The 19,075-nt window shown below is 60.8% G+C and carries 22 protein-coding genes; 13 read left to right on the top strand and 9 right to left on the bottom strand.

What is annotated here, in order from left to right; all coding sequences use genetic code 11:
* Nucleotides 1–77 precede the first annotated feature (77 nt).
* The 4 genes from serA (at nucleotide 78) to SYN9616_RS0108665 (ending at nucleotide 3,532) form a co-directional block, all read left to right on the top strand.
* Nucleotides 78–1,664, top strand: coding sequence for a phosphoglycerate dehydrogenase (gene serA / locus SYN9616_RS0108680; protein ID WP_028952734.1), 1,587 nt, complete (start codon nucleotides 78–80; stop codon nucleotides 1,662–1,664).
* A complete protein-coding gene (gene prmA / locus SYN9616_RS0108675) occupies nucleotides 1,664–2,569 on the top strand; it encodes a 50S ribosomal protein L11 methyltransferase (protein ID WP_028952733.1) in 906 nt (301 codons plus the stop codon). The genes serA and prmA overlap by 1 nt, the downstream gene beginning before the upstream one ends.
* A 136-nt stretch (nucleotides 2,570–2,705) precedes the next feature.
* On the top strand, nucleotides 2,706–3,005 hold the full coding sequence (locus tag SYN9616_RS0108670) for a ferredoxin (protein WP_028952732.1): 300 nt from the start codon (nucleotides 2,706–2,708) through the stop codon (nucleotides 3,003–3,005).
* 116 nt (nucleotides 3,006–3,121) lie between these two features.
* Nucleotides 3,122–3,532: a hypothetical protein gene (locus SYN9616_RS0108665; protein WP_028952731.1), complete on the top strand. Its 411-nt coding sequence runs from the start codon at nucleotides 3,122–3,124 to the stop codon at nucleotides 3,530–3,532.
* Here SYN9616_RS0108665 and psbV read toward each other — a convergent pair.
* Nucleotides 3,523–4,035: a photosystem II cytochrome c-550 gene (gene psbV / locus SYN9616_RS0108660; RefSeq protein WP_028952730.1), complete on the bottom strand. Its 513-nt coding sequence runs from the start codon at nucleotides 4,033–4,035 to the stop codon at nucleotides 3,523–3,525. The two genes, SYN9616_RS0108665 and psbV, sit on opposite strands and share 10 nt — an antisense overlap.
* 74 nt (nucleotides 4,036–4,109) lie before the next feature.
* Nucleotides 4,110–5,069: a ribonuclease Z gene (gene rnz / locus SYN9616_RS0108655; RefSeq protein ID WP_028952729.1), complete on the bottom strand. Its 960-nt coding sequence runs from the start codon at nucleotides 5,067–5,069 to the stop codon at nucleotides 4,110–4,112.
* 138 nt (nucleotides 5,070–5,207) lie between these two features.
* On the opposite strand from rnz, the gene SYN9616_RS0108650 reads away from it, so the two are divergent.
* The 4 genes from SYN9616_RS0108650 (at nucleotide 5,208) to SYN9616_RS17315 (ending at nucleotide 7,786) form a co-directional block, all read left to right on the top strand.
* Nucleotides 5,208–6,494: a SpoIID/LytB domain-containing protein gene (locus SYN9616_RS0108650; RefSeq protein ID WP_084218397.1), complete on the top strand. Its 1,287-nt coding sequence runs from the start codon at nucleotides 5,208–5,210 to the stop codon at nucleotides 6,492–6,494.
* 13 nt (nucleotides 6,495–6,507) lie between these two features.
* Entirely contained in the window at nucleotides 6,508–7,284 is a 777-nt protein-coding gene (locus SYN9616_RS0108645; RefSeq protein ID WP_028952727.1) for a 6-phosphogluconolactonase, read from the top strand.
* 24 nt (nucleotides 7,285–7,308) lie between these two features.
* The gene (locus tag SYN9616_RS17960; RefSeq protein ID WP_037990852.1) at nucleotides 7,309–7,551 is read left to right on the top strand and encodes a hypothetical protein; all 243 of its coding nucleotides are present in this window, start codon (nucleotides 7,309–7,311) and stop codon (nucleotides 7,549–7,551) included.
* Between the two features lie 67 nt (nucleotides 7,552–7,618).
* Nucleotides 7,619–7,786, top strand: a complete 168-nt coding sequence (locus tag SYN9616_RS17315) for a hypothetical protein (protein WP_156918738.1) — start codon at nucleotides 7,619–7,621, stop codon at nucleotides 7,784–7,786.
* A gap of 15 nt (nucleotides 7,787–7,801) precedes the next feature.
* Here the strand turns inward: SYN9616_RS17315 and SYN9616_RS0108630 are convergent, their stop codons facing one another.
* From SYN9616_RS0108630 to truB, 3 genes are all read right to left on the bottom strand, one after another.
* Nucleotides 7,802–8,473: a L,D-transpeptidase gene (locus tag SYN9616_RS0108630; RefSeq protein ID WP_028952726.1), complete on the bottom strand. Its 672-nt coding sequence runs from the start codon at nucleotides 8,471–8,473 to the stop codon at nucleotides 7,802–7,804.
* A 22-nt stretch (nucleotides 8,474–8,495) separates the two neighbouring features.
* The gene (locus SYN9616_RS0108625; RefSeq protein ID WP_028952725.1) at nucleotides 8,496–9,236 is read right to left on the bottom strand and encodes a YebC/PmpR family DNA-binding transcriptional regulator; all 741 of its coding nucleotides are present in this window, start codon (nucleotides 9,234–9,236) and stop codon (nucleotides 8,496–8,498) included.
* A 545-nt stretch (nucleotides 9,237–9,781) separates the two neighbouring features.
* Complete coding sequence (truB, locus tag SYN9616_RS0108620) at nucleotides 9,782–10,657, bottom strand: tRNA pseudouridine(55) synthase TruB (protein WP_028952724.1); 876 nt, start codon at nucleotides 10,655–10,657, stop codon at nucleotides 9,782–9,784.
* 75 nt (nucleotides 10,658–10,732) lie between these two features.
* Between truB and SYN9616_RS0108615 the strand changes: the two genes are divergently transcribed.
* Both SYN9616_RS0108615 and SYN9616_RS0108610 read left to right on the top strand, forming a co-directional pair.
* Nucleotides 10,733–11,488 (top strand): bifunctional 2-polyprenyl-6-hydroxyphenol methylase/3-demethylubiquinol 3-O-methyltransferase UbiG, encoded by a 756-nt coding sequence (locus tag SYN9616_RS0108615; RefSeq protein WP_028952723.1) that lies wholly within the window; start codon nucleotides 10,733–10,735, stop codon nucleotides 11,486–11,488.
* Nucleotide 11,489: 1 nt separating this feature from the next.
* Nucleotides 11,490–11,951: a DUF2127 domain-containing protein gene (locus tag SYN9616_RS0108610; protein WP_037990850.1), complete on the top strand. Its 462-nt coding sequence runs from the start codon at nucleotides 11,490–11,492 to the stop codon at nucleotides 11,949–11,951.
* A 9-nt stretch (nucleotides 11,952–11,960) separates the two neighbouring features.
* Here the strand turns inward: SYN9616_RS0108610 and rpmA are convergent, their stop codons facing one another.
* On the bottom strand, nucleotides 11,961–12,227 hold the full coding sequence (rpmA, locus tag SYN9616_RS0108605; RefSeq protein WP_028952721.1) for a 50S ribosomal protein L27: 267 nt from the start codon (nucleotides 12,225–12,227) through the stop codon (nucleotides 11,961–11,963).
* 45 nt (nucleotides 12,228–12,272) lie between these two features.
* Complete coding sequence (gene rplU, locus SYN9616_RS0108600; protein ID WP_028952720.1) at nucleotides 12,273–12,704, bottom strand: 50S ribosomal protein L21; 432 nt, start codon at nucleotides 12,702–12,704, stop codon at nucleotides 12,273–12,275.
* 131 nt (nucleotides 12,705–12,835) lie between these two features.
* Between rplU and SYN9616_RS0108595 the strand changes: the two genes are divergently transcribed.
* The 3 genes from SYN9616_RS0108595 to kaiC all read left to right on the top strand — a co-directional run bounded on the left by SYN9616_RS0108595 (nucleotide 12,836) and on the right by kaiC (nucleotide 15,678).
* Nucleotides 12,836–13,714, top strand: a complete 879-nt coding sequence (locus SYN9616_RS0108595) for a circadian clock protein KaiA (RefSeq protein WP_028952719.1) — start codon at nucleotides 12,836–12,838, stop codon at nucleotides 13,712–13,714.
* Complete coding sequence (gene kaiB, locus SYN9616_RS0108590) at nucleotides 13,711–14,073, top strand: circadian clock protein KaiB (RefSeq protein ID WP_028952718.1); 363 nt, start codon at nucleotides 13,711–13,713, stop codon at nucleotides 14,071–14,073. Before SYN9616_RS0108595 ends, kaiB begins: the two co-directional genes overlap by 4 nt.
* A 66-nt stretch (nucleotides 14,074–14,139) precedes the next feature.
* Complete coding sequence (gene kaiC, locus SYN9616_RS0108585) at nucleotides 14,140–15,678, top strand: circadian clock protein KaiC (RefSeq protein WP_028952717.1); 1,539 nt, start codon at nucleotides 14,140–14,142, stop codon at nucleotides 15,676–15,678.
* 4 nt (nucleotides 15,679–15,682) lie between these two features.
* Here kaiC and SYN9616_RS0108580 read toward each other — a convergent pair whose 3' ends face one another.
* Both SYN9616_RS0108580 and purD read right to left on the bottom strand, forming a co-directional pair.
* Nucleotides 15,683–17,734: an ATP-binding protein gene (locus tag SYN9616_RS0108580; RefSeq protein WP_028952716.1), complete on the bottom strand. Its 2,052-nt coding sequence runs from the start codon at nucleotides 17,732–17,734 to the stop codon at nucleotides 15,683–15,685.
* Complete coding sequence (gene purD / locus SYN9616_RS0108575; protein ID WP_028952715.1) at nucleotides 17,734–19,062, bottom strand: phosphoribosylamine--glycine ligase; 1,329 nt, start codon at nucleotides 19,060–19,062, stop codon at nucleotides 17,734–17,736. The genes SYN9616_RS0108580 and purD overlap by 1 nt, the downstream gene beginning before the upstream one ends.
* Nucleotides 19,063–19,075 lie beyond the last annotated feature (13 nt).

Genomic DNA, 19,075 nt, shown 5'->3' with positions numbered 1-19,075 from the left:
TGAACCCTGTCCTCTGAAGTGCGGGGGGTCTCCTGGTCTGCTCTCTAAAGTTCGGCGCGGCAGTGCTGCGCCCTTTCATGACGAAAGTTCTGGTTTCCGATCCCATCGACCAGGCCGGAATCGACATCCTCAGCCAGGTGGCTCAGGTCGATCAGCGCACCGGTCTTTCCCCGGAAGAACTGATCGGAATCATCGGCGAATACGACGGGTTGATGATCCGATCGGGTACCCAGGTCACAGCCGATGTGATCGCTGCCGCCAGCCAGCTCAAAATCATTGGTCGAGCTGGAGTCGGCGTCGATAACGTTGACGTTCCCGCCGCTACCCAGCGGGGCGTGCTCGTGGTGAATTCACCCGAGGGAAACACGATTGCGGCAGCAGAGCATGCGCTGGCCATGATGCTGTCCCTGTCTCGCCATGTTCCGCAGGCCCACGCGGGAATGCGAGACGGAAAGTGGGATCGAAAGAAATACGTCGGCAACGAGCTCTACAAAAAGACCCTCGGCGTGGTCGGCCTCGGCAAGATCGGCTCCCACGTTGCCCGTGTGGCGCGTGCCATGGGGATGCAGGTGATCGCCTACGACCCTTTCATCGCCGCCGATCGCGCCAAGCAGATGCAGGTCAGCCTCACTCAGCTGGATGAGCTGTTCCGGACGGCCGACTACATCACCCTCCATATCCCGCGCACCCCTGACACCGAAAACCTGGTGAATGCCGAGCTGCTGCGCTCGATGAAATCGACCGCCAGGATCGTCAACTGTGCTCGTGGGGGAATCGTCGACGAGTCGGATCTGGCTGAAGCGGTGGACAACGGCGTCATCGCTGGTGCCGGCTTGGATGTATACGCAAGCGAACCACTGGCTGCCGATTCACCTCTGCGATCCGTGGAACGGGGCCTGGTGCTGACCCCCCACCTCGGAGCCTCCACCGAAGAGGCCCAGGAAAATGTCGCCATCGATGTGGCGGAACAGATTCGCGATGTCCTGCTCGGGCTGCCGGCCCGCAGTGCCGTGAATATTCCCGGCCTGAGCGCGGAGATCATGGAACGGCTCAAGCCCCATCTGCAGCTGTCGGAAACGCTGGGCCTCCTGGTCAGTCAGCTGGCTGGCGGTCAGGTGCAGGAACTGGAGCTTCGTCTTCAGGGTGAATTCGCCAACCATCCCTCCCAGCCGCTGGTGATTGCGGCGCTCAAGGGAATGCTGAGTTCAGCCCTGGGGGACAGCATCAACTACGTGAATGCCTCTCTGGAAGCCAAAGCCCGCGGGATCAATGTGCTGGAAGTGAAGGACGAATCGAGCCGGGATTTCGCCGGTGGCTCCCTGCAACTCACCTCCCGCGGAGCTCAGGGCGGTCACAGCGTGACCGGAGCTGTGTTCAGCGATGGAGAGCTGCGCATCACCAGCATCGATGAATTCCCGGTGAACGTGTCACCCAGCCGCCACATGCTGTTCACCCGTCACCGGGATATGCCCGGAATCATCGGGCACCTGGGATCACTGCTGGGTGAGCACAACGTCAACATCGCATCAATGCAGGTGGGGCGGCGCATCGTTCGAGGCGATGCAGTGATGATGCTGAGCATCGATGACCCTGTCCCGAGCACTGTTCTGGACACCATCAAGGCGGTTGAAGGCATTCAGGAAGCGCATCCGGTGACGCTTTGATGTGGTGGCGTCTGGCGCTGCCCTGTCCCGCTGAGCTTGAGGAATCGCTGTTATGGAAGCTGAGCGACCTCGGTCTCCATCGCCATGCTTTGCAGCACGCTCCTGAGCAACGCGATCAAGTCACATTGCTGCTTTGGCTGCCGCAGCCGGAATGGTCGTCCACCGATCGCAGTCAGCTGATCCTCACCCTGGCCGCTTTGGCCAAGCCCTTCGGCATGGCATTCCCCGAGGGACGATGGGATGAGGTGGCTGATGAGGACTGGAGTCTGAGCTGGAAGCAGCACTGGCAGCCAGATCCCGTCGGGGCCCGATTCTTGATCCTGCCTGCCTGGCTGGAGGCACCGCCGGAGCACCGGGAGCGACTGGTGATCCGGATGGATCCAGGCAGTGCCTTCGGTACCGGCAGTCATCCCACCACGCGCCTCTGCCTGGAGGCTCTGGAGGCCAGGCCACCGGTCGGTGAGCTGGTGGCGGACCTTGGCTGCGGCAGCGGTGTGCTGGGGCTGGCGTCCCTCGGACTCGGCGCTGAGGCCGTGGTCAGTGCTGATACCGATTCCTTGGCCGTGCGAGCGACAACCGACAATCGCGCCCTGAACGAATGGGAGGCGGCGCGGCTGAGAGTCGTTCTGGGTTCCCTGGATGAGCTTCTGCAGCTGCTTGAAGGTCGCCAGGTCGATCTGCTGTTGTGCAACATCCTGGCGCCGGTGATCGAGGCGCTCGCTCCGGGCTTTGAGCGTCTGGTTTCTTCAAAGGGGCGGGCCCTGCTCAGTGGCCTGCTTGTGGATCAGGCGCCACGCTTGAAGCGGGTCTTGAGCGATTTGGGTTGGCGGGTGATCAGGGAAGCGGAGCAGGGACGCTGGGGATTGCTGGAGGTCAGCCGCAGCAGCACTTCGAGCATAAGTTGAGCTTATCGGTGCACCCCCTCCGATTGGACCTTGCCTGCACTGGCTGGTGAACCGACTGCATTGGGGTCTGATTGAAGTAGACAAGTCCAGTCCTGCAGGCTCGGCATTCCGGGCACCTGTACGTAATCAACCATCCATGGCTTCCTACAAGGTCACCCTGGTCAACGACAGCGAAGGTCTGAACAAGACCATTGAAGTGCCTGACGACCAGTACATCCTCGATGCCGCTGAAGAGCAGGGCATCGACCTCCCCTATTCCTGTCGCGCTGGAGCCTGCTCCACCTGCGCCGGCAAGATCACCGCTGGAACTGTTGATCAGTCCGACCAGAGCTTCCTGGATGACGACCAGATCGAAGCCGGTTTCGTGCTCACCTGCGTGGCCTACCCCACCTCCGATTGCACAATCAAGACGCACGCTGAAGAAGAGCTCTATTGAGTTCTTGCCATCCGGGGTAGTTCGCTCAGCTGCGTCTCCCCCCGGCAGCACCACCCTTCGGGGTGGTTTTTTATTGGCTGTCCGTCTTCCATAGTCACGTTCACCTTCCGCCAGCCGTGAGCCGTCCTGTCGTTGATGCTCTGCTGGCCGCCGGCAGCATCCATACCAGCCCTGGGGGCCAATACAGCTTCAGAGTGCTGGGGCCCTGCTGTCGCCTGTTCGATCGTGAGGAATTGCCCTGGCCCTGTTGCAGGTTGGCCTGGCGCAGTAAAGAACCCAGCTGGCGTCGGGTGGGCCGACGTTTCGTGCCCGACCTGGCAGCACGTCGATCCCCCTCCTATGCGGTGGAACTGCTTCAGCCTGGATCAAGGCCAACATCCACCGTGTTGACCCTCTTCTCTCAGCAATTCGCCAGAGAATTTCAGGAGTGGTGGTACAGCCGCCATCCCCGATCTATGGAGGAAGACAACGGCATGCCTCCATCGCAGGAAACGGACGTGTTGCCCGCCGCCGGGAATCAGAAGTAGATCTTGCCGCCGCCCCAGGCGGTGCCCTGGACTCTTGGAGCTACAAGGATGTAGCCAGCCATCAAGCGCAGGTCTTCATCGGTGAGATCGCGCATGGCGGGATACAGCTCAGCGCTGCGGATGCTGGGGTGCAGCTCCGAGATGCTGTATTCGCCGTCGTAGGAGGTTGGATCCTTCATGTAATCCACCAGCGCGTCGACGTTGTCCCTCGGCGGTGTCGCCAGAGCGAGGGTTTCAGGATCGAGGCCGACGTTCTGGTTCGTTTTGGTGATGCCCCCGGCGTGACACGTTCCGCAGCTGGTGTTGAAGACCTTGCGACCGGTATTGATTTCTTGCTCTGAAAAGGTGACCTGGACACCGTCTGGATTGTTGGGGACCGTGAGGGTCTCCGCATCCCATCGGGCGGCTTCGGCAGGACTGGTGAACGCCAGGCCGATGGTTACCGGCACCAGGATCAGCAGCCCCATCAGGGACCGTCGCAGAAGGGAAAGGAAAGAGTCCATAAAGGATGCCGGGATCTGACGGGTGCACAGCACCAAGCTCTTGTATCACGGGGGAGTGACCCTCCGCGTCGGGATCACGAACTGTTGCAGCGGGCCGTCACGTCCAGTTGCATGAAGTCCCGGGCCAAAACCGTGTTGGGAAAGATCGCCTGAGCTTCCGCCAGCAGGTCGTCAGCGGTCACCGAATTGCCTGGGGCATAGCGGGGACTGAGGTGGGTGAGTGCCAGGAGACCGACGCCGGCCTCTGCGGCGGTCTGAGCCGCCATCGTGCTTGTCGAGTGCTGCTTCTGAAAGGCCATCTCCGCTTCCTCGTGGGCAAAGGTGGATTCATGGATCAGCAGATCCGCCCCCCGCGCCAGATTGACCGCCGCTTCGCTGAACACCGTGTCGGTGCAATACACGATGCTCACGCCGTCGCGATCCGGCCCGCACAGATCGCGACCATCGATCACGCGGCCGTCGTCCAGCTCGACTGATTCGCCGCGTTTCAGCTGGGCGTAAATCGGTCCGGGGGGAATGCCAAGGTCCTTGGCTTTGGCCACGTCGAAGCGTCCGGCCAGGGGTTTCTGTTCCACCCGGTAGGCATAGGCCGGGACGCGATGAGTGAGTGGGGTGCAGCGCACCAGCAGTTCATCGTCCTCATACAGCAGGGTTCCTGTCTCAGCGGCTGGTCGGCTGCGATGAACCTGCAGGGGGTAGCCGATCCGGGTGGAGCTGTTGCGCAGTGCCCCATGGAGAAAGCCTTCGAGGGGATCTGGTCCGTAGAGGTCGATCCCCTCATTGCTGTTGCCCGAGAGTCCCAGGCTGGCCAAGAGGCCCGGGAGGCCGAACACATGGTCGCCGTGCATGTGGGTGATGAAGATCCGGCGCAACTGGGAGAGCCGCAGATCACTGCGTAGGAACTGGTGCTGGGTGCCTTCGCCGCAGTCGAACAGCCACATCTCGGCCCGCTGCGGAAGACGCAGCGCTACCGCAGAAACGTTGCGGGCCCGAGTGGGGACGCCGGAGCTGGTGCCGAGAAAAGTGACCTGCACGGCCGCTGACCCTCAGTGTTCATGCTGCCACCTGGCTGACCCGTGGCGATCACGTCACACTGGTGCGTCGAGTTCATCGCTGTGCGTTCCGCTCCTTTATTCGGTGCCGCTGCTGTTGCGGGTTTCGCTGCCGTGGTGATGCTGCCGGGGGTGGCCGTCACCGCCTTGAGAGAACCGCAAATGCGGGTCTTGCTCAAGCAGGCCCCCCGGCTGATGCTGCGTGCGGATGGTGGCGAGCCGATGCGGGTGCGTGGTCTCAGCGGCGCCGAGCAGCGCTTGCAACGTCTGGAGCTGGATCACCGCCGGCTCGCCCCAGGTGCTGTGGTGCGTGTGGAGAACGATGACCCTCGTGGCATCTGGCTTGGTCAGCGCCGCTATCGGGGAACCCTGCTGATTCAGGCGCACGCCGGCCAGCTGCAGGTTGTGAATCAGCTGGGGGTTGAGACCTATCTCGCCAGTGTCGTCGGCAGCGAGATGCCGCATCAGTGGCCGCTGGCAGCTCTGCAGGCCCAGGCTGTTGCGGCGCGGACCTACGCCCTCCGGCAGCGCGGCAGTGGCAAGGGCTGGGATGTGAAGGCCACGGTGGCCAGTCAGGTGTATCGCGGCGTGGAGTCCGAAACCGACAGCACCCGGGAAGCGGTGCGGAGCACACGGTCCCTTGTGTTGGTGCATCGAGGACGGCTGATCGATGCGGTGTTTCACAGCAGCGCCGGTGGTGTCACGGAGTCGAGCGCCATGGTGTGGCGCCAACAGCTGCCGTATTTGGTCAGTGTTCCCGATCACGACCAGCACAGTCCTGTGCATCGCTGGCAGGAGCGTTTCGATGCCGTCAGCCTTCGCCGACGCCTCCCTGAAACCGGTGGTCTTGATTCAGTTGAGGTGCTGAGTCGCAGCGGCAGCGGTCGGGTTCGTCAGGCGCGCATCCTTGGCCCCCGTGGCGTTCTTTTGTTGACAGGCCCGGAACTGAGACGTCGGCTCGGTCTCAAGAGCACCCTGGTGAACTTTGAGATGGTGAGCGATCAGGAGCTGCCTGGTTTGCAGCCTCTTCCAGCGATTGCTCCACCGGCAACGGCGTCAGCATCTGCTGGCTCCCGGATTGATCGGATCACCACGTCGGTGGCTTTGAAGGGCTCATTAAAGGGGGCTGCCACCACCCCGGTGCTGCGATCGGCTGCACCATCGTTGCTGCCGATGAGGATCCAGCGCGGATCTACGGCTGGCTATCAGCTGCTCGTACGCGGCCAGGGCTATGGCCATGGCGTTGGCATGAGTCAGTGGGGTGCCCACGGTCTGGCGGAGCAGGGAGCCGATTTCCGCTCGATTCTTCAGCACTACTACCGGGGTGCTGAAGTTGTTCCGTTCAGGACGTCTCACGACCCATCTATGGCGCAGCAGCCTCCTATCGCGCCACTCTGGAGAGGTTGAGCCGCCAGGGCACGTGCAGGGTTTCCCCCACCGGCTGGAGCAGCGGCCGACGAAAGCTGCATTGATCGAGGCCCTGTCGTCCCATCTGGAGAGCAAGCTCCGCCAGCGGTTGGCGTCGCCTGGGCGTTGCAAGCCATTGGGACTGGCCACCGGCCGGACGATGGAACCGCTTTATGCAGCCCTGGTGCAGCGGCTGTCCGCCTGGGATCCAACCGATCTGGCTACCCTGCGAGCAGGCTGGAGCAGTTTCAATCTGGATGAATACCAGGGGCTCCCGGCAGCTGATTCACGCAGTTATCGGCGCTTCATGGAGACGCATCTGGGCGGGCCGTTACAGCTTCCAGCACCATCGCTGCGTTTGCCCGATGGCACAGCAGAGGATGGGGAGACGGCAGCAGAGGATTACCGCATGGCCCTGCAGGCTGCCGGCGGGATTGGTCTGCAATTGCTGGGCTTGGGGAGCAATGGCCATGTCGGCTTCAACGAGCCCCCCTGCGGTCCCCGAACCCGTTGTCGCGTCGTGACACTCTCAGGTTCCACGCGGGAGCAGAACGCCGGAATGTTCGGGGGCGATTCAGCCACAGTTCCAATGCGCGCGATCACCCTCGGGCTTGATGAAATCCTGATGGCGGAGGACATTCACCTCGTAGTAACCGGTGCTTCGAAGGCGCCTGTTCTTCATGCGCTGCTGGCGTTGGAGCACCCGGACGACCGCCTGCCAGCAAGTTGGCTGGGAAGCCATCGCCAGGTCTGTCTGTGGGCGGACGCAGAGGCACTTCAGCATCCTTAACGTCGCTGCAATCGCTTTCGACTCCTGAGTATCGATCCCCTCGAACGAGGCCTCGAACAGAGCTTCGAGACGGAACGTCTGAGTCGTTTTATCCGCGACTGTCAGGACATCGACGAACTTCGTCAGACCGCTCTTTTTCTGGTTCAACAGATTGCCCAGCAGAAGGCGGCCAGCAATTGGATGGCCAGTCGGGCCTCCGAATCCGAGAACGCCCGTCTGGAAATGCTGGCAAAGATGATCCGCCGGCCCGATCAGGAGGAATCATGAATCCCTATTCGGGTGATGTGTCGTTGGTTCTTCAGCGTCACATTGCAGGAATCAGCCGACGACTGCCGTGAATGTCTCAACACTGGCGATGTACATGCAACTTCTCGATCGCGTGGAGGAGCTTCTTCCCTGCCGGCAGGAATACCGACTCAAGGCGGCGTTGAACGAGGCCAAGATTCACTTCCTCACCTTGGAACCCGACGACCTACGAGCGGTCTGGCAGGAATTCTGCTGAAATCTCCAATGCTGTTCAGCCGGGCTGGCAGGGACCATTGGCTGTAATCTCGACCAAATCGCCAAGTTCAACGCTGTCCAGCAGGACCTCCAGGTCTGACGCTTTCACGTTGAGACATCCCCCGGTCACTTTCCGGCCCACGCGTATGTCGTTGTTGGTTCCGTGAATGGCAAAGCTGTACCAGCGAAACGTGCCGGCGTACTCGTTGAATTCGAACGGCTGAGGCGTCTCGGGAACCGGCGCCAGGCTGATGTAGCCGCTGCCGTATTCACCGGTTTCACCATCCCCTTTGAAGTCGATGCTGCTCATGTTGCTGAACAGAGTCGTTTTCAAAAACTCCTCGCTTTTTCCGGATTGCTCGATCAGCTCCGGATCCATGGCGAAGTTGTCGTCCGTGAGGATTGCATTGACGCGAAAACGCCCAATTGGAGTGACGCCTTCGGTGAACGTGCTCCCTTCGCAGGCGATGCCGTATTTGCCGTAACCAACATTGAAGGCGTGATTGCTTGAGGGTGTCTGCAGCACTCCCATGCTCTTCACCGGTTCCTCGACGTCCAGCGTGATGCGAAGCATTGGCTCTCCGTCCGTCTGTGTCGCGGAGTTCGAGGAGAGATCGTTCGACGAGCTCTGACAGCCTGCCAATGCTGCGGACGCGCCAATCGCAACGGCTAGAAGAAGACTGCGCATGATATGGACCCACGTACCGGCATCATGGCTCGAGAAAGACGCCGAGGTTGGCGTTGACGCTGCGAACGTCATCAAGACCTTCCAGTACCGCGAGTAGCTTCAGGCATTGCTCGGAGACATCCGGATCCTCGATGTCGATGTTGCTGAGTGGATGCCAGCAGTGTGACCACTCGCTGATCGTCCATCCCTGCTGCCGCAAGCCATCCTGGAGAGCCTCCAGGGCTGTGTAGGACCCAAAGACGATGGCTTCAGACGTCTCGTCGACCAGCTCGTAGCCATCCGCGTTCAGATCGAGAAGGCTTTCGAGCAGCTGCTCTTCTTGGGCGGCATCTGTACAGATCAGGACCTCGCTGCGATGTTCAAACAGGTAGGCGACGCACCCCGATTCACCGAGATTGCCTCCGTTTTTGCTGAAGGCCAGTCGCAGGTCCGCTGCGGTGCGATTTCGATTGTCGGTGAGAGCCTCCACCAGGATTGCCACACCACCCGGGCCATACCCCTCGTAACGCACCTCTTCCAGCTGGCTGCCTTCGCCCCCCTGGCCGGATCCCTTGGCGATGGCGCGCTCGATATTCGACGCTGGCACCCCGGCGGCCTTGGCCCTGGTGATCGCTGTTTTTAATTGAAAATTGCCGGCTGGATCCGCCCCAGCGCGAGCCGCCACGCTGATTTCACGGGCCAGGCGTGTGAACACGGCACCACGTTTGGCGTCGACCACCGCTTTTGTGCGTTTGATCTGGGCCCATTTGCTGTGGCCAGCCATCGAAGAGCGTCACAGTCAACATGAGATTGAAGGCTACCGAATCAATCGAATTTGGCCGTCAAGGTATCGGATCAAAAATCTGATACCTTGACGCCGTTTCTTCAGGAAATGTTTCAGCGATGATGATGTGATCTTCACACCGTTATCGCTGATTGATGGTGTTTGTTTGTGGGCATATTTGCCCTGGCTGTCTCTTGGCTGCCAGGTTCATAATCATCTCTTGTTCGTCAATGTTGGCTGAATCAACGTTTTTTCAGAGGTTGAGGCCACCTGTGGTGAATTTTCTCGGTCGTCGGCAGCGCATTCAGTCGCAGCAGTATTTCATTTTTGGGAATTCATGTTGTTGAGCGATGGGCTTGTTCGCTGATGATCTTCTTTTTGCTGTGCGTCTGAGGCCGGACCTTTCAAGGTGTTTGAATCGCTCCTGCTTGGATTTATCGCCTGTTGTTGATCAATGGTTGTGAAATGGGTTGTTCATTGATCGCCCCGCTTCTGCGCTCGTCTCTCTGACCTACATGCTTTAGGGGAGTATCAGCGTGATGCGCTCATCCGATGGCATTGAAGACCACTTTCGGCCTCAGAAGGTCCTCGGAGTCCCGCAGGCCGATCCCTGCCAGGCTTCGGTCGTGATTGAGAACCAGTAGGACGCTCTCGCTTCCTTCGGCGATCGACACCCGACGGCCACAGCGCCAGTCTGTTTCTTCGGTTGCGCTGAGCTGGCGGCACGGCAGATGTGTCAGTGCCATTGCCGGTGAAAGGGGTGGTGGCGGGTCGCTGTCCTTCTCCGGAAGCGGAACCGCCTGATGGTCGTGAAAGCCGAGGGCCTGGGTTCGGCGCAGATGGCGGAGGCAACCACCACAACCGAGGGCCTCCCCCAGGTCCCGGGCCAGGGCCCGGATGTAGGTCCCAGCCGAGCAGTGAACCTCAATGGAGAGTTGCCCGCTGCTTGGATCCCAATCGAGCAGGTTGAGGTCATGAATGGTCACCGGTCTGGCCACAAGGTCCATCTGCTCACCACGGCGGGCTCTTCTGTGGGCTCGTTCGCCATTCACGTGAACCGCCGACACCTGAGGCGGCTTCTGCTCAATGTCTCCGCGAAATCCGTCCAGCGCGTGATTGAGTTCGCTGCCGTTCATACGGGGCCAAGGAGCCTTGCTCAGGATCTCTCCATCGAGGTCGTCGCTGCTGGTGATGGTGCCCAGCTGGAGCACTCCGCGATAAGTCTTCTCCCCTGGCAGGTAGGGCAGCAAACGGGTTGCCTGCCCAAGGGCGATCGGCAGGACACCGGTGACCGATGGATCCAAGGTCCCACCATGGCCGACGCGTCTGAGCCCATAGCTGCGCCGCAGGCGGCTGACGCAGTCGTGGGATGTCATTCCAGCGGGTTTGTCGATCACCACAAAGCCGAAAGGACCGTTCACGTCCGCTGATGAGTCGTCATGTCGACTGTTGCACCCGGCCGGATGCGACAGTGACGCGCTGGTTGTCGTGATGCCATGCCGCAGCTGTGCAGCAGTCGTGAGGTGGATGTTTCAGCCTTTCTTGATGACGGCCTGAATCTCAAGGCGCACCTCGGCAGCTATCTGAATTTGTCGATCGAGGATGTCGATCAGCGGCTGCCCAGCAGCACGGAGGAGTTGGCGGATCTGCATCCCGGTGCCTTCCGCGCCGAGGACGCCACGGCTTTTTACGAGGACACCGTCGGGACCGGGCATTTGCTCGAGCTGGCCGCCTGGCACCTGAGCAGTGCTGACTACATCGCCGATACCCTTCGCCTGCAAGGCATGTTCGCGCGGGGACAGGTTCTTGATTTCGGCGGGGGGATCGGCACCCATGCGCTGTCAGCTGCGTTGCTGCCGCAGGTGGACCATGTCTGGTTTGTGGATCTCAATCCCCATAACCGGTCCTTTGTGCAACAACGGGCGGATGCCCTGGGGATCAGCCACAAACTCTCTACCCATCGCGACCTTGCCGAGACGGCGGCCGTTCGTTTCGACACGTTGGTTTGTCTGGATGTGCTGGAACATCTGCCCGACCCCTCTGCGCAACTCCTGGAGTTCCACAGCCGCATGCAGACGGGATCAGTGGCCTTGCTGAACTGGTATTTCTTCAAGGGGCATCTCGGTCAGTACCCCTTCCATTTCGATGATCCAGGGCTTGTGGAGCAGTTCTTTCAAACCCTGCAGAGTCGATTCCTGGAGATCTTCCATCCGCTGTTGATCACGACCCGCACGTACCAGCCGATTGGATGAGATGAAACTGCAGGGCCTTCTCATCCGTTTGATCGTGATCAAGAAGGTGGTGGTGGCCACGCTTTTGCTGCTGGTGAGTGTGGCGGCCGCGATCAGCAGTCAGGACATGGGTCGACTGGCACTGCTTGCTGATGATCTGGTGGATGGTGATCGCATGGTGCTGGCCCACCTTGCTCAGCGAGCACTGAATCTTGGGCCGGATTCTTTGCGGGCGATTGCTTTAATCACCGGCACCTATGCCTTGCTGGTGTATCTGGCAGCTTGGGCGGCCTGGAATGAGCGACGTTGGGGTGACTGGTTGCTGGTGGTGTTGATGGCGCTGCCCCTGCCCTATGAAGTCTTCGAACTGATCACACAACAAAGCCCCAGCGACGCCATCGTGCTGGGGCTCAATCTGATCGGTTTGTGGATTGTGCTGACGCGGGCAAGGCGTCATGGACACAAGGCATTGCCAGGGATCTGAGGCGCTGGCTCAGACAGCCTGAGTGATGTTGATGCGCTTGCGGTTGCGCAGGCCGCGGCGAATGCTTTCAAACTTCACCACGCCATCGGTGAGGGCAAACAGGGTGTCGTCCTTGCCCTTGCCAACGTTGACCCCAGGCAGCACGGATGTGCCGCGCTGACGAATCAAAATTGAGCCGGCAGAGACCGTTTCACCGCCATAGGCCTTCACTCCCAAGCGCTTGGAGTTGGAATCGCGGCCGTTGCGTGTGGAGCCTGTGCCTTTCTTGTGTGCCATGGGGAGGAAGGGATTGAGAGGAAGGAGAAACAGATGTTGGGAGCGTCAGCTGATCGACTTACCGCCCACGGTGATGGACTCCACCATCACACGGGTGAGTTCCTGCCGGTGACCATTCTTGCGCCTGGTTTTCTTCTTGGGGCGCATTTTGTAAACGATGATCTTGGCGCCACGACGATGGGCCATCACCTTCAGGGAGACGCTGGCGTCCTTGACGTAAGGCTGACCGAGGGTTGTGCCCTTGCTGTTCTTCACCAGCAGCACGTTCTCCAGGGTGACCGTGTCATCAACCTCGGCATGGATCCTGTCGAGGTCGTAGTACCGGTTGGGCTGAAGCCACATCTGGGTGCCGGATGCTTCAACGATCGCGTAAGCGTCGGCTGATTCTCCAGCGGCTGTTGATTCAGTCTTGGCAGCTGCTTTGGAAGAAGCCTTTGCAGCGTTGGTGTCCTCAGCAGAGGGCTTGGTGTCGGCCATGGTTAGGAGACGCGGTCAGGCTCGGAGGGAACCGATTTGGCCTGAGCCGCAATCGAAAGACAAACAAAGATCTTCGGTCCTCGAGCGCCCCTTCGTCAAGATTCACGTATTGAGTCGAACTCCGCCCAAGGATGGCCCGGCCGGCCCTAACCGTTGCTCTGTTGCTGAGGACCCCTGAGCTGGTCCAGACCTGTTGTCAGTGGTTGCCGGGAAACCGCTACAAGCCGATCGTCGTTGACCTTGCCGAGGAGGGAGGTCTGGCGGCACTGATCGAGCGACGGCAGGAGTACATCGACGCGGTGGTGGTGGAACAGCCTCTGCTGGACCCAGTCACCCGTGAGCAGCTCGTCAGCTCCGGCTTGCTCTTCCCCGCCGTGGTGGTGGGTGAGGTGAAGGGCCATGTGGACTACCACTCCGAGGAACTGCATTTACCGGCCGATCAGCTGGAACAGCTGGGTTACAACATCGATGCATCGATTTCCCGGTTCCTGCGCCAGGGGCGGATGGATGGCCGTCAGGACGACAATGGGACCGGTGAGGTCTGGAAGCTTTCCAGTCGCCTCCAGGAACGGCTCGGTTATCTGGGGGTTTTCTACAAACGTGATCCATCGCGATTCCTGGGCAGCCTTTCGCCGGATGAACGCAAGGAATTGCTTCAGTCGTTGCAGCGCACCTACCGCGATCTGCTGATCAGCTATTTCCGAGATCCGGCTGCTGCCAACCAGGCCTTGGAGAGTTTCGTGAACACGGCCTTCTTCAGTGATCTGCCGATCACGCGAACCGTGGAAATCCACGTTGATCTGATCGACGAGTTCTGGAAACAGCTTCGCCTTGAGGGGCATAAGAACGACTTTCTTCAGGATTACCGCCTTGCGCTTCTCGATGTAATGGCCCATCTGTGTGAGATGTACCGGCGTTCAATTCCGCCGGACATCCCCCTGTCCGGGTCAGCCTCTGGCCGCACCCGCCGGGAGATCGAGCCCCCCGATGCCCCGGAGATGTCGTTATGAGCCCCCGCAAGACCTACATCCTCAAGCTCTACGTGGCAGGGAACACGCCCAACTCGATGCGGGCGCTGAAAACCCTGCGCAACATCCTTGAAACCGAGTTTCGCGGCGTTTATGCCCTCAAGGTGATCGACGTGCTGAAGAATCCGCAGCTGGCGGAGGAGGACAAAATCCTGGCCACGCCAACGCTTTCCAAGATTCTCCCGCCACCTGTGCGTCGCATCATCGGCGATCTTTCCGACCGGGAACGGGTGCTGATCGGTCTTGATCTGCTTTACGACGAACTGGCGGATAGCCCGCTCAACTCCGGTTTGATCGACACCGTTGATGACGAGGACGACACATCTCCCGGTGATTCTTAAGCGAGATGGTGATCAATAGCTCCCGTTGTGGACTTCTCACTAGCGTCTGATCGTGAGCGTGTAGGCATGCAGTTCCCCCCCGCCAGTGGCCCTGCTCAGATGCAGGTACAAAAGCTCCCGACCGGGATCGAGGGCTTTGATGACGTCTGTCAGGGCGGTTTGCCGATTGGACGCAGCACGCTGATCAGCGGAACGTCCGGCACCGGCAAGACCGTGTTCTCGCTGCATTTCCTTCACAATGGAATCAAGCATTTCGACGAGCCCGGCATCTTCGTCACCTTCGAGGAGTCTCCCCTCGACATCCTTCGCAATGCCGCCAGCTTCGGCTGGAACCTGCAGGACATGGTTGAGCAGGACAAGCTGTTCATTCTCGACGCCTCGCCGGATCCGGATGGTCAGGATGTGGCGGGAAGTTTTGATCTCTCAGGCCTGATCGAGCGGATCAACTACGCCATCCGCAAATACAAGGCCAAACGGGTCGCGATCGACTCGATCACGGCGGTGTTTCAGCAGTACGACGCCGTCTTTGTTGTACGTCGGGAGATCTTCAGGCTGATTGCACGTCTCAAGGAGATCGGTGTCACCACGGTGATGACCACCGAGCGGATTGATGAATACGGTCCGATCGCCCGCTATGGCGTTGAGGAATTTGTCTCCGACAACGTTGTGATTCTGCGCAACGTCCTGGAGGGGGAGCGTCGCCGGCGCACCGTCGAGATTCTCAAACTGCGCGGAACCACTCACATGAAGGGTGAGTTCCCCTTCACGATGGGAGCCCATGGCATCAGCATCTTCCCGTTGGGAGCGATGCGCCTCACCCAGCGCTCCTCGAATGTGCGGGTCAGCTCCGGCGTGCCACGCCTCGACGAGATGTGTGGCGGTGGCTTCTTCAAGGATTCGATCATCCTGGCCACCGGCGCAACGGGAACCGGCAAGACGTTGCTGGTGTCCAAGTTCATTGAGGACGCCTGCCGCAACAAGGAACGGGCGATCCTGTTTGCCTATGAGGAATCACGGGCTCAACTGCTGCGCAATGGCACCAGCTGGGGGATCGATTTCGAGCAGATGGAGCAGGACGGTCAGCTCAAGATCATCTGCGCCTATCCCGAATCAACAGGCCTTGAAGATCACCTGCAGATCATCAAAACCGAGATCAGCCAGTTCAAGCCCTCGCGGATGGCGATCGATTCCCTGTCAGCCCTGGCTAGGGGAGTGAGCCACAACGCCTTCCGCCAGTTTGTGATCGGCGTGACCGGTTACGCCAAGCAGGAGGAGATCGCCGGCTTCTTCACGAACACCTCAGAGGAGTTCATGGGGAGCCATTCGATCACTGATTCCCACATCTCAACGATCACCGACACGATCCTGCTGCTGCAGTACGTGGAGATTCGCGGTGAGATGGCCCGTGCCCTGAATGTGTTCAAGATGCGCGGCTCCTGGCACGACAAGGGAATTCGTGAATTTGTGATCACCGGCAACGGACCGCAGATCCAGGATTCGTTCTCCAACTTCGAACGGATCATCTCGGGTGTGCCCCATCGGGTGACTACCGACGAGCGCAACGAGCTCTCAAGGATTGCCCGGGGTGTGTCCAGCGAGGACTGATCCCTCAGACCTCCTGTTCAGCCAGAGAGCGTCGTTCCGACTGGAGTTGCAACTCGTCTGCATCGGCCTGCTGCAGCGGCAAATCAAACCAGAAAATTGTGCCCACCTCCAGCTCGCTGGCCATCTGCACTTTGGAGCCGTGTTTCTCGAGAATGCCGCGCACGATCGAGAGGCCCAGGCCCGTCCCCACCTCGGTGTGAACTGAATTTTCAACGCGGTAAAACCGGTCGAAGATTCTTTCCTGATCGGTTTGGCTGATGCCGCAGCCGGTGTCAGCCACCTCCACCCGCAAGCGGGGCAGTGGTGATGTCAGCTGGCAGGTGGGGCCGTCTGCCACGGACGTCTCCTGCAGCTCCACCCGGCAGCTGTCCGGCCAGGGATAGGCCCGCAGGGCCAGGACACCGCCGGCACGACTGAACTTCAGAGCGTTGCCGACAAGATTGTCCAAAACCTGAAGCAGTAGATCCCAGTTGCCGAGTACCTCGGGTAGGTCGGGGGACACGTCGAGTTCCAGGCGCACCTGTTTCTCGTCCGCATTGAGGCGGTAGGTGCGCAGGGTCTGCTCCATTGCCGGCCGCAGGCTCATTGGCTCGAACTGCACTGCACGGCCTGACTCCAGACGGGAGAGGTCGAGCACGTCATTCACCAGACGGGTCAGACGATCGGTTTCGGCATTGGCAACACCAAGGAATTCCCGCTTCTCGTCGTCACTGAGCTGGTCGCCGAGGTCGTAGAGGGTTTCGACGTAGCTCTTGATGTTGAACAGCGGTGTGCGCAGTTCGTGGGAGACGTTGCTGATGAATCGACTCTGGGCCGCATTCAGCTCCACCTCGCGGGTGAGGTCCTGAACGGTGACGGCGATTCCCTTGAGCGATTCACCACTGGCATCGCGCACCGCCTGCATCACGATGCGCAGAGTGCGGGCAGGCTCACCGACGTTGCAGCGCAGATCCTCGCTGTCAGCTCCACTGAGCAGCAGGGCGTCCAGGGGAGCATGCACCTCGATCGCCAGCAGATCCGGCAGTTCCTCCACCAGTTCCTGTCCTTCCAGGTTGCGGCCTTCCCAGCGGAACAGCCGCCTGGCGGTGGGGTTCGCCAACACGATGCGCCCCTCGGCATCCAGCAGGATGGCCCCATCAGCCATGGTGGCGATCAAGGACTGCTGCTTCACCTGAGCGGCGGTGAGCTCTTCGATATTGGCCTCGTCATAGGCCTCCAGCTGAGAGGCCATGGCATTGAAGCCGGTGAGCAGTTCTCCCAGTTCCCCGCCGACGGGCAAGGCGATCCGGGCCTGGAAATTGCCGGAGGCGATCGAACGGACGCCGCGCAGTAACTCTTTCACCGGACGGGTGATGGTGAGGGCGTTGAACACCGCTCCAAGAATCACCAGCACCCAGATGGAGATGAACACCGCCACCGTCACCTCGCGGGTGAGAGCTGCGCTGGCCAGGGCGGTTTCGTTGGGGTTCACGCCTAGGCCAAGAACGCCGTAGTAACGCCCGTTGCGGATCAGGGGGACGAAAACGTCGATCACCCGTCCCTTGGGAGTCAGGTGCTGACGGACCAGGGGGTTCTGGGGGCGGCGGCGCAGTTCATCCGGCAGCTCAAGGCGACGGTTGAGACGCAATTCCCCCTCCCCACCGGCCGGTGTGGCGCTGATCGGAATCCCTAAATAGATAACCCCATCCGGATCGGCGAAAAAGATGTAGCGAACGCTGCGGCTGGAACGCCAGAACTTCTCGGCGACATCTGCCAGCTCCCGGTCCTGTTCCTGCGCCACGAGTTCGGTGACATTTCCAGCCAGCAGCAGGCCCAGGTCCCGGGCGTATCGGGTGTCGTTCATCACGGCATCGCGCTGGATGCCATTGAGGGCGAAGAACGTGATGCCAGTCATCATCAAGCTCACCACCAACGTGGCGATGGCGAGCAGCTTGGTTTGAAGGCTGAATTCCTCCCACCAGAGAACGATGCGGCGCCAGACGCCGTCCTGATCGTCGGGCGGTCCTCCTTGTGGAGGGAGGGCCCAGTCAGCGGTGGCTTGAGTGCCGCTGGTCATCAGTCGGTCCGCACCTGGTGCCCGATATCGCGACGGTAGTGGATTCCATCGAAATGCACTTGTTTGAGGCCGCCATAGGCCGCGGCGAAGGCTGCATCGAAATCACGGCCCTGAGCGACCACCGCAAGCACGCGCCCACCTGAACTCACCAGGTTGCCGGATTGATCAAGGCGGGTGCCGGCGTGGAACAGCTGCAGCTGCGCATCACTGTCCAAGCGAAGATCGATGGAATCGCCCGTGCGGGTGGAGTTCGGGTAGCCCTTGGCAGCCGCCACCACACAGGCGCTGCACTGGTTGCCGATCGTCAGCGTTGGCGCCAGATCCAGGCGGCCGTGGGCACAAGCCTGCAGGACCTGGGCCAGTTCCGGTCCCAGCAGCGGCACCAGGGTCTGGCATTCGGGATCGCCGAAACGGCAGTTGAATTCGATCACCTGTGGCCCGTTCGCTGTGAGCATCAGCCCCGCATAGATCACACCGCGGTATTCGATTCCACGTGCCCGCAGAGCCTTCAAGGTGGGCTCAAGCACCGCCTGTCGCACCTGCTCCAACCCGTCCTGATCCAGCAGTGGTGCCGGTGCATAGGCCCCCATCCCTCCGGTGTTCGGGCCACGGTCGCCCTCCTCCAGCCGTTTGTGGTCCTGGGCTGGCGGCAGCAGCACCATGCGTTCCCCATCACAGAGAGCGAACACGGACACTTCCGGGCCTTGCAGCCGTTCCTCGAGAACGAGTTGGGCACCGGCCGCCCCGAAGCGTCCGCCAAAGGCCTCTTCAATCGCGGCCTGCGTCTCGGCGATGCTCTCGGCCACGGTGACGCCTTTCCCCGCCGCCAGGCCATCGGCCTTCACCACCAGGGGGCAGTTGACCTGCTTCAGCACCGCCAGCGCCTCGGCTTCGCTGCTCACCGCCCAATGTCTGGCGGTGGGAACGCCGGCATCCTGCATCAGTTGCTTGGCCCAGGCTTTGCTGGCTTCCAGCTGCGCCCCTTCAGCTCCAGGACCGAAGACGGCGATGCCCGCCTCACGCAGCGTGTCGGCCAGCCCGGCTGCCAGGGGGGCTTCCGGTCCCACAATCACCAGATCGATCGCCTCTGCGCGGCAGTGGCTCAGCAGTCCAGCGGCGTCGGTTTCAGCGATCTGGACCTGCTGATCACTGGTTCCACCACTGGTTTCACTTTTGGTCCCACCGTTGCCCGGTGCAATCCAGACCACTTCCACGGAGGGGCAGCGCCGCAGTCCCCAGCTGAGGGCATGCTCCCGGCCACCGCTGCCGACGATTAACAGTCGCCGCAGTGCCGGCAGGGTGTTGGGACGGGTGCTCGAGATGGCCATGGGCGCAGGCGGA

The organism is Synechococcus sp. CC9616, assembly GCF_000515235.1.
Taxonomy (GTDB): Bacteria; Cyanobacteriota; Cyanobacteriia; order PCC-6307; family Cyanobiaceae; genus Parasynechococcus.
The sequence above is the reverse complement of the archived record's forward strand: the minus strand, read 5'-3'. Positions and strand labels throughout refer to the sequence as shown.